Raw genomic sequence first — 1,558 nt, forward strand, 5'->3', positions numbered from 1 at the left:
TTTTCGACGCCTGCCTTATCCGCTATGCCTTCCGCCTGTATGACGGAACCCTGACCAAACATTCCCCTCCGGTATTTATTATGCCTGTAAAGCCTGTCACGGGGGATACTTCGATAAGCCGCACCGGGGAGGATAAAGACTCCGTTAAATGGGTTCAGTATGAGATAAACAACGACGGCAACAGGTGGTATGTCGCTTCCTGGTCGCGGGTACATGTCTACGGCTATAAGATGCATATGCATTACGATTTCGCCTTTGAGGGCTGGCAGGACTGGCAGGATATTATCCGGTCGGTCGATATCTTTATGTCCCCGCCACTGGGTTTATCCAATATCGAAAATATCCGGGGGGACATGCCCTTTGATCTGGATATACTGACAAGCTGCAACCTTGTTAAAGAAATAAAGCCGGAAACATTAAAGGAGGTATCCAATACCGCCACATTCTACTATATGAAGAGCATCCCCTTGGGAAGCAGTAAAAGTATCCTTGAACCGGAAGTATTCCCCTCGACGGATTCGGATGTTACCAGGATGGAGAACCTCATCTACCAGGAAGCGATGACGGACGATAACTTCTCCAACCATAAGTACGGTGCAGAAGTAAGCTATACCTATAATAACAGGTTGCATATCGCCAATGTAAAGACTACTTTCTTCAAAGGCTTCAACCCGGATTACTTCCTGTGGTACAATACGTCAGATATACCGGACGGTAATTACAACGGGTATAAATATTCGGATGCACACGGGCAGTTATGGAACAACCTTTTGTTCGAAATAGAGATAAACACCGGGATAACGAATGAAAAGCTATACAGGTATGTGGCCAATGCTCCTTACTTTCCCGTATATAAGCTGTTTATGAGTTCCTTTATTTCCTATCCGGATACCCGCGCCAAAAGGATAACCATTTACAGGCAGACGGGCGGCCAGTGGTATAAGGTATTTACAGAGCCTTTGGAACCGCATAATTTCCTCAACCTTGCATTCTTTGTCAACGACGGGTTAAAGCCTGTCACGGAAGACAGCAGCCCGTCCACTGCCGTATTACCCGATACCAACACCGTAGTAACATTATCCGAACCGAATAAAATAAAGGTATCGGCCTTAAATAATCCGCTGCTGTTCCCCAATATCAATACCTATCAGACCGGGAACGGGACAATACTGGCAATGGCATCCAATGCCATGCGCATCTCGGAAGGACAGTTCGGGCAATATCCCCTGTATATCTTCACCACACAGGGTATTTATTCGCTCGATGTGGGACAGGGGGAAGTTGTCTATTCGAACAAATCCGCTCCTGCTTCGTATGAAATACCGACAACCCCTATTGTCGCTTCCACACCCTTTGGCGTGGTGTTTACATCCGGACGCGGCGTATGCATCATCAGCGGGCAGGACGTGGAACTATTGACATCACAGCTACAGGAAGAACAAAAAAAGTTTATTATAGAATCTCTCCCGCAGATGGAAGGGCTTATGCATACACCCGGCGAAACATTAACGGAATACCTCCGGGGACTGGACAACCTTATCTACGATCCATACGAAAA

General features: G+C 46.9%; 1 protein-coding gene. It reads left to right on the top strand.

Annotated elements, in window-relative coordinates:
- The coding region (locus ACFO6W_RS26075; protein WP_380002066.1) for a hypothetical protein at nucleotides 1-1,558 on the top strand (1,558 nt) is incomplete at both ends.

The sequence above is a fragment of the Dysgonomonas termitidis genome, assembly GCF_042654545.1.
Lineage (GTDB): Bacteria > Bacteroidota > Bacteroidia > Bacteroidales > Dysgonomonadaceae > Dysgonomonas > Dysgonomonas termitidis.